8 protein-coding genes are annotated in these 8282 nt (G+C 73.9%); 1 reads left to right on the forward strand and 7 read right to left on the reverse strand.

Going from position 1 to position 8282, the window contains the following annotated elements:
• Positions 1 to 193 precede the first annotated feature (193 nt).
• The 5 genes from FHR77_RS15475 to FHR77_RS15495 form a co-directional block, all read right to left on the reverse strand.
• The gene (locus FHR77_RS15475; protein WP_167261798.1) at positions 194 to 1216 is read right to left on the reverse strand and encodes a putative sulfate exporter family transporter; all 1023 of its coding nucleotides are present in this window, start codon (positions 1214 to 1216) and stop codon (positions 194 to 196) included.
• A 10-nt stretch (positions 1217 to 1226) separates the two neighbouring features.
• The gene (locus FHR77_RS15480; RefSeq protein ID WP_056056144.1) at positions 1227 to 1997 is read right to left on the reverse strand and encodes a fumarylacetoacetate hydrolase family protein; all 771 of its coding nucleotides are present in this window, start codon (positions 1995 to 1997) and stop codon (positions 1227 to 1229) included.
• A complete protein-coding gene (locus tag FHR77_RS15485; RefSeq protein WP_167261800.1) occupies positions 1994 to 3115 on the reverse strand; it encodes a branched-chain amino acid aminotransferase in 1122 nt (373 codons plus the stop codon). The genes FHR77_RS15480 and FHR77_RS15485 overlap by 4 nt, the downstream gene beginning before the upstream one ends.
• A gap of 25 nt (positions 3116 to 3140) precedes the next feature.
• Complete coding sequence (locus tag FHR77_RS15490; protein ID WP_167261802.1) at positions 3141 to 4223, reverse strand: 3-isopropylmalate dehydrogenase; 1083 nt, start codon at positions 4221 to 4223, stop codon at positions 3141 to 3143.
• A gap of 138 nt (positions 4224 to 4361) precedes the next feature.
• Positions 4362 to 5894: an MFS transporter gene (locus tag FHR77_RS15495; RefSeq protein WP_167261804.1), complete on the reverse strand. Its 1533-nt coding sequence runs from the start codon at positions 5892 to 5894 to the stop codon at positions 4362 to 4364.
• 104 nt (positions 5895 to 5998) lie between these two features.
• On the opposite strand from FHR77_RS15495, the gene FHR77_RS15500 reads away from it, so the two are divergent.
• Entirely contained in the window at positions 5999 to 6565 is a 567-nt protein-coding gene (locus FHR77_RS15500; RefSeq protein WP_167261806.1) for a TetR/AcrR family transcriptional regulator, read from the forward strand.
• A 10-nt stretch (positions 6566 to 6575) separates the two neighbouring features.
• Here the strand turns inward: FHR77_RS15500 and FHR77_RS15505 are convergent, their stop codons facing one another.
• Positions 6576 to 7667: a beta-propeller fold lactonase family protein gene (locus tag FHR77_RS15505; protein WP_167261808.1), complete on the reverse strand. Its 1092-nt coding sequence runs from the start codon at positions 7665 to 7667 to the stop codon at positions 6576 to 6578.
• Between the two features lie 5 nt (positions 7668 to 7672).
• Positions 7673 to 8029, reverse strand: a complete 357-nt coding sequence (locus tag FHR77_RS15510) for a chorismate mutase (RefSeq protein WP_056056136.1) — start codon at positions 8027 to 8029, stop codon at positions 7673 to 7675.
• Positions 8030 to 8282 lie beyond the last annotated feature (253 nt).

An 8282-nucleotide genomic window follows, 5' to 3' on the forward strand; every position in this document is an offset into this window, starting at 1 on the left:
TCGCTCCGCCGCACCGTTGTGGTGACAAGAAAGAACATTACAGGCACCACCCGCCCAACGTCCAAACCCCCACACATCCCGGGCGTGTCGCAACCGCGAAGCCCGGAAAATCAAGGGTCCAGGGCCTGAACGTCCGGCAGAGAGCCGCACACGGCCGCCCAGGGGTGTTCCTGCCGAGCGGCAGGAGGGCCGATCAGGCTCCGAGGGGCAGCAGTCGGACGACCACGAGCGAGAGCACCGCGATGAAGAGCCATGACCCCAGGCCGACCAGCACCGCGCGGCCTCCGGTACGGGCGAGGCGCTCGAGCCGGACGCCGGTGCCGAGCCCGACGAGTGCGAGCGCGAGCAGTGCGGTCTGCACGGTGTCGGCTCCGGTGACCACCGACTCCGGCAGGTCCACCAGCGTGCGGACGGCGACCGCGGCCAGGAAGCCGAGCACGAACAGGGGCACCAGCGGCGGTCGGGTGCCGGAGCTGCCCCCGCGGTGACGGACCACCGCGGACGTGATGGCGACGACCGGGGCCAGCATCACCACGCGGGTGAGCTTGACGACGACCGCGATCGCGAGGGCGGTGGCGCCTGCGGTCTGCGCCGTGGCCACGACCTGACCGACGTCGTGGACGCTGGCCCCGGTCCACGCGCCGAACTCGACGTCGGTCAGGCCGACCGCGCGCCCGACCACCGGGAGGACGACGATCGCGGCCGTCCCGCAGAGGGTGACCAGGGCCACCGGTGTCGCGGCGTCCTTGCCGCGGTCACGGGTGACGGCGCTCATCGCGCCGATCGCCGACGCCCCGCAGATCGAGAAGCCGGCCGCCAGCAGCAACGGCTGGTCACCCGGGAGACGCGCCCATCGGCCCAGCGCCCACGTCACGGCGAAGGTCGAGACCAGGATGCCGACGACCGCGGCGATGGTGACGCCCCCGAGCGACGCGACGTCGACCAGGCTGAGCTTCAGCCCGAGCAGGACGACCCCGACGCGCAGCAGGCGACGGGCCGAGAGCGCGAGCCCCGGAGCGAGCACCCCGTCGAGCCACCGCCGAGCCGGTCGGACCTGGGCGACGACGATGCCGAGCAGGACGCTCGCGGTGAGCACCGGCACCGCCGGGATCGCGAGGTGCAGGAGGCAGGCGACGACCGCGGCCCCCGCGGCGGCGGCGACCCCGGGCAGCCACGCGGCGCGCGGGCGGTCGACGGCACTGCTCGGGGTCGTCACGGGGTGGGGCCTAGACCCGGTTCTTGGCCGGGTTGATCAGCGAGCCGATGCCCGAGATCGCGACCTCGACGGTCTCACCGGCCGTGAACGGACCGATGCCGGCGGGGGTGCCGGTCAGGATCACGTCGCCCGGCAGCAGAGTGAACACGTCGGTGACGTACTCGATCAGCTCAGGGATCTTGTGGATCATCTGCAGCGTGGACTCCCGCTGCTTGACCTCGCCGTCCACCCGCGTCTCGATCGTCACGTCGGTCCAGTCGAGCTCGTTCTCGATGTACGGCCCGAGCGGCAGGAACGTGTCGTAGCCCTTCGCTCGCGTCCACTGCCCGTCGGACTGCTGCACGTCGCGGGCGGTCACGTCGTTCGCGATCGTGTAGCCGAACACCACGCTCTGGTAGTCCTCGGCCTTCACCCGCTTCGCGATCGAGCCGATCACGATGGCGAGCTCGCCCTCGAAGTCGACCTGGCCGACGTCGGGCGGGAGCTGGATCGAGTCGCCGAACCCGATGACCGTCGTGTTCGGCTTCAGGAACAGCAGCGGCGCCTCCGGCGGGGTCTGCCCCAGCTCGTCGGCGTGGTCGTGGTAGTTCAGGCCGACGCCCACCACCTTCGAGCGCGGGATCACCGGGGCGAGGATCTTCGCCGAGCGCAGCGACACCCGCTCGCCGGTCGTCTCGTAGCCGCTGTACATCGGGTCGCCCGCGAGCACGATCAGCTCGCGCTCGTCGACGATGCCGTAGCGGGGGTCTTCTCCGGGGGTCGCGAACCGTGCGATCTTCATGCGTCGAGCCTCGTCATCCATCCGTGGACGTCGTCGCGACGCCCGTACTGGATGTCGGTGAGCTCCTCGCGCAGCGACATCGTGAGCGGACCTCCCTCGGCCGAGGGCGATCCGATGTGCAGGTCCTCGCCCTTGAGCTCGGCGATCGGCACGACGACCGCGGCCGTGCCGCAGGCGAACACCTCGACGATCGCGCCGCTCGCCACGCCGTCGCGCCACTCGTCGATCGTGACCCGTCGGCGCTCGACCCGGTGGCCCCGGGCCTCCGCCAGCTCCAGGACGGAGTCGCGGGTGATGCCCTCGAGGATCGAGTCGCTGTCGGGGGTGACCAGGGTGCCGTCGGCGTAGACCAGCACCACGTTCATGCCGCCGAGCTCCTCGATGTAGGAGCTCTCGGACGAGTCGAGGAACAGCACCTGCTGGCAGCCGTTCTCGTAGGCCTCCTGCTGCGGCAGCAGCGAGGACGCGTAGTTGCCGCCCGTCTTCGCGGCGCCGGTGCCGCCCTTGCCCGCCCGGGCGTAGTTCGTCGTGAGCCAGATCGACACCGGGGAGACGCCGCCGCTGAAGTACGCGCCGGCCGGGCTGGCGATGACGTGGTAGTCGACCTGCTGAGCCGCCCGCACTCCGAGGAAGCTCTCGCTGGCGATCATGAACGGCCGGAGGTAGAGGCTCGTCTCGGGCGCCGACGGCACCCACGACTCGTCGATGCGCACCAGCTGACGGACGCTCTCGACGAAGTCCTCCGTCGAGAGCTCGGGGAGGGCGAGGCGGCGGGCCGAGCGCTGGAGCCGACGGGCGTTGGCGTCGGGCCGGAACGACCACACCGAGCCGTCGGCGTGGCGGTAGGCCTTCATGCCCTCGAAGATCTCCTGCGCGTAGTGCAGGACGGAGGCCGCGGGGTCGAGCTGCAGGGGGCCGTACGGGTGGACGCGCGCCGTGTGCCAGCCCTCGTCGACCGTCCAGCGGATCGAGACCATGTGGTCGGTGAAGTGCTTGCCGAACCCGGGGTCGGAGAGGATCGCCTCGCGCTCGGCGTCGGCGCGGACGGTCTCGGACGGCGTGAGCTCGAAGCTCAGCCCGAACTCGGTGGACGAGGCGGTGTCGTCGGTCGTGGTCATGGTGCTCTTCTCGGACGGGGCGGCGTCAGGCGACGGAGGTGGTGAGGGCGGCGACGCGGTCGGCGACGGCCGTGCCGATCTCGGCAGTGCTGCGGACGGGGGCGCCGACGCCGCCGGCGGCACGGTCGGCCATGTCGGCCTCGACCGCGCGGTGCACGCGGTCGGCGGCCTCGGGGAGGTCGAGGTGCTCGAGCATCAGCGCCACCGAGAGGATCGCGGCGGTCGGGTCGGCCTTCTGCTGCCCCGCGATGTCGGGCGCCGAGCCGTGCACCGGCTCGAACATGCTCGGGAACTCGCCCGAGGGGTTGAGGTTGCCGGAGGCGGCGAGGCCGATGCCGCCGCTGATCGCGCCGGCGAGGTCGGTGAGGATGTCGCCGAACAGGTTGTCGGTGACGATGACGTCGAACCGTGCGGGGTCGACGACCAGGTGGATCGTGGCGGCGTCGACGTGCTGGTAGTCGACCGCGACGTCGGGGTACTCCGCGGCGACCGCGTCGACGACGCGCTGCCAGAGGCTGCCCGCGAAGACGAGCACGTTGGTCTTGTGCACCAGGGTGAGGCGACCGCGGCGCGACCGGGCCTTCTCGAAGGCGAACCGGACGACGCGTTCGACGCCGTGCGCCGTGTTGACGCTGACCTCGTTGGCGATCTCGTGCGGCGTGCCCGTGCGGAGGGAGCCGCCGTTGCCGACGTACGGCCCCTCGGTGCCCTCGCGGACGACGACGAAGTCGACGGTGCCGGGGTCGGCGAGCGGCGACGGGACCCCCGGCCACGTCGTCGTCGGGCGGAGGTTCACGTAGTGGTCGAGCGCGAAGCGCAGCCGGAGCAGCAGCCCCCGCTCGATGACGCCGCCCGCGAGGCGCGGGTCGCGGGGGTCGCCGCCGACAGCGCCGAGCAGCACGACGTCGTGCCCGGCGATCGCCGCGAGGTCTTCGTCGGTGAGGACGTCGCCCGTCTCGAGGTAGCGCGCCGCGCCGAGGTGGAAGGGCGTCACCTCGAAGCTCGCCTCGTCGCCCACGGCGACCTCGAGGACCTTCAGAGCCTCGGCCACGACCTCGGGACCGATGCCGTCGCCGGGGACGGCGGCGAGTCTGACGGTTCGCGACATGGGGCTCCTGCACGGCTCGGGGTGGACGGCTCTACTGTACCCACGACCGGCGACGCCGACGGACCTCCGCGGCCCGCCCGGGGAGCCCGCCGCGACGACGCCGCCGACCGCCCCGGAAGGCCCGCGGGAGGCGCGGGGTCAGTCGCTCGCGGACGCGCGCCGGAGCGACACCAGCGACACCGCCACGGCGAGCAGCATCACGCCGGCCCCGACGGCCGCGGTGGTGACCAGGCCGGCGTCGAAGGCGTGGGTCGCGGCGTCGAGGAGGCGCGTGGCCACGGAGCCGTCGAGGGCGTCGGCGGCCGCCACCGCGCCTCCCAGGGTCTCGCGGGCGGCGTCGCCGACCTCGGCGGGCACGTCGGCGGGCACGACGAGCGAGCCGCGGTAGATCGCCGTCAGCATGCTGCCCAGCACGGCCGTGCCGAGCACGGCGCCGACCTCGTACGCCGTCTCCGACACCGCGGACGCCGCACCGGCACGGTCGGCAGGGACGGCGGCGATGATCTGGTCGTTCGAGATCGTCTCGGCGGCGCCGACCCCGGCCCCGACGAGCGCGAACGCGAGGACGAAGACGCCGACCGGGGCGCCCGCCCCGGAGAGCCAGACGAGGGCGTACCCGACGGCGGCCGCGGCGAGGCCGGTCGCGACGATGGTGCGCGGGCTGACGTGCCGCACGATCGGCACGACCACGAGGCCGGCGACGATCATCGCGCCGAGCCCGGGCAGCAGGGTCAGCGCGGCCTGCAGCGGGCGGAGCCCGACGACGAGCTGCAGGTGCTGCGTGGTGAAGAAGAGGAAGCCGACGAGCGCCACGACCGCGAGCAGGTTCACGACGACCGAGCCCGCGAAGACCGGCGAGGTGAAGAGCCGCACGTCGAGGAGGGGGCGCTCGCGCCGCAGCTGGCGTCGGACGAAGAGCCAGCCCGAGGCGACGCCGAGCACCGCCAGGAGCAGGACGTCGAGGCCCGGCCCGTGCGTCGCGAGCTGCTTCACCGCGGCGACGACCGGCGCCATGGCCGTCAGCGACAGCAGCACCGACACCGGGTCGAACGGCCCGGGTGCGGGGTCGCGGCTCTCGACGAGGAGGAGCGGGGCGCCGACCAGCAGCGGCAGGAGCACCGGGACGGCGATGAGGAAGACCGAGCCCCAGGCGAAGTGCTCGAGCAGCACGCCGCCCACGACGGGGCCGAGGGCCGAGCCCGCCGCGAAGCCGCTGGCCCAGATCGCGATGGCGAGCCGACGCTGGTCACGGTCGGTGAACGTGCTGCGGAGCAGCGAGAGCGTGGCGGGCATGATCATCGCGCCGAAGAAGCCGAGCACGGCGCGGGCGGTGATCAGGGCCTCGGCGGTCGGGGCGAAGGCCGCCGCGAGCGAGACGAGGGCGAACCCGGAGGCCCCGATCAGCAGCAGCCGACGTCGGCCGAAGCGGTCGCCCAGCGAGCCCATCGCCACCAGGAGGCCGGCCAGCACCAGCGAGTAGACGTCGACGATCCAGAGCTGGGCCGCGGCCGAGGGCCGGAGCGCCGTCGAGATCTCGGGGAGGGCGAAGCTCAGCACGGTGTTGTCGACCGAGACGAGCAGCACGGGGAGCATCAGGACGACCAGCGCGGCCCACTGTCGCGTGCCGGCGCGCTCGGGGACGGCGGCGGGGCGGCGGGCGGTCGCGGTCATGGTCGGTCCTCGGTCTCGTGGTGCGTCGGGGTGCAGCGGGGCGTCGTGCTCCAGCTGTACCGTCCGGACGGTACAGCAGACCGTCCAGACGGTACAGTAACAGGATGAGTCCCCGTCCGTCAGCCCGAGAGCAGATGCTCGACGCCTTCGAGCACCTCGTCACGACCAGCGGCGAGCGCACCGCCACCTTCGACGCGGTGGCCGCCGAGGCCGGCGTCTCCAAGGGCGGCCTGCTCTACCACTTCCCCTCGCGCGAGGCGCTCGTCGACGGCCTGGTCGAACGACTCGAGGCCCTGATCGACGCCGACGTGACGGCGATGACGAACGCCGCCGACGGTGCCGTCGACTACTTCATCCGCACCTCCTCGCCCGACGCGGTGGCCGACGACGACCCCTTCGACCGGTGCATCACGGCCGTCACGAACCTCGCGTCGAGCGGCCGGTGGCCCCGGGCGGTGGAGGCGCTGAGCGCGATGCAGCGCCGGTGGTACGACGTCGTCCTCGACGAGGTGGGCGACCCGGTCGTCGCCCGGCTCGTCTGCCTCGTCGCCGACGGCCTCTGGTTCACCCCGGGCCCGTTCGACCAGGCGACGGTCGACCCCGCGGCCGCCCGCGCGCCGATCGGCGACGTCATCGGCCTGCTGCAGGGCCTGGCGCGCCGGAGCGTCTAGGCCCCCGCCCTCAGACGGCGACGATGCAGGCGGGGCTGCCCAGCGAGAACACGTCGACGGGCTCGCCCGGCACCCCGGTCTCGGGGTCGAGCGGCAGCACCGCCACCGTGTCGGAGCCCTGGTTCGCGACGTAGAGGACGCCCGGCGTGATCGCGAAGTGGCGCGGCCACCGGCCCCCGCACGACGACTCGCCGACGAGGCGCAGCCGCTCGTCGTCGCCCACCGTGAAGACGCTGATGGTGTCGCGCCCCCGGGTCGCGACGTACACGCGGCCGGCGTCGACCGCCAGGTGGGAGGGCAGCACGCCCGGCGTCGACGCCGCGCCCTCGAAGACCTCGATCGAGTGGTCGAGCACGAGCTTGCCCTCGACCCGGCGCAGCACGTGCAGCCGCGCGTCGAGCTCGCCGACGGCGACCAGCCGGCCGTCGTCGAGCCAGGCCAGGTGGCGCGGCCCGGCGCCGGACGGCAACGGGTGGACGGCCACGATCTCGGGGTCGAGCGAGATGGGGTCGACGACGATCTCGACGAGGCGGTCCGTTCCGAGGTCGCTCACGAGGGCGGTGCCCCACGGGGTCGACACGACCTGGTGGGCGTGCGGCCGCTCCTGGCGCTCGAGGACGGGGCCGTGGCCGTAGGGCAGCGCGAGGGTGCGCACGACGCGGCTCGGGTGCGAGGGGTCGCTCGACAGCACGCCCACGGTGCCGCCGACGTAGCTCGCGACGACGAGCGCGCCGGAGGCCGGGTCGTGGTGCAGGTGGCACGGAGCAGCCCCGCCCGCCGCGGCGCTCGAGGCGGCGACCAGCTGGCCGGCGGAGACGGTGTACGACAGCACCCGCCCCTCCGTCGTCTCGGAGACCGCGTGCAGGGCCCCCTCCGTCGCGACGAGGAAGGACGGGTCGTCGGCCTCGACGGTCTGCACCGCCTGCCAGGGCGAGCCTGGCGCGCTGCGCTCGAGCACGGTGATGCCCGTGCCCGAGCCCCCGCTCGAGGCGGTGTACGACCCGATGTAGAGGCGCTGGGGAGCGGCGGCCGAGGCCGGGCTCGCTGCGATCGGCTCGCGCGGGGCCGTCGGCTCCTGCTCGGGCGCCGTGCCGTCGCTCACCGCGGTCACTCGCCCGGCGTCGCCGCGGCGTCGGCCGCGATGCGCTCGTGGTGGTGGATGACCTCGCCGACGATGAAGTTCAGGAACTTCTCCGCGAACGCGGGGTCGAGGTGCGACTGCTCGGCGAGCTGGCGGAGGCGCTGGATCTGCACGCGCTCGCGCTCCGGGTCGCTCGCGGGCATGCCCGCCGCGGCCTTGAGGTGACCGACCGACTGCGTGAACTTGAAGCGCTCGGCGAGGAGGTGCACCAGAGCGGCGTCGATGTTGTCGATGCTCTGCCGGATGCCGGAGAGCTGCTCGATCGCGGTCTTGTCGTCGTCGCTGAGGGGGCTGTCCGCCCCGAGGGGACTGTCGAGTGCCATGGGCCGAGCCTAGCGGCGACGCCCCGCGCCCGACGGGCGGGACGAGGGGCTCGACACGGCGGGCCCGGTGGGGCAGGGGCCACCACGGGGCGGAACGGACGAGGAGGCGGGGGGGGGGGGGGGGGGGGGGGGGCCCGGCGGGGGGGGGGGGGGGGGGGGGGGGGGGGGGGGGGGGGGGGGGGGGGGCGGCCCGCCCCCCGCCGCCCCCCCCCCCCCCCGCCCCCCCCCCCCCCCCGCGGCCAGAGCCAGCGCA

Source organism: Frigoribacterium endophyticum, assembly GCF_011759585.1.
In the GTDB taxonomy this organism is placed as follows: Bacteria; Actinomycetota; Actinomycetes; order Actinomycetales; family Microbacteriaceae; genus Frigoribacterium; species Frigoribacterium endophyticum.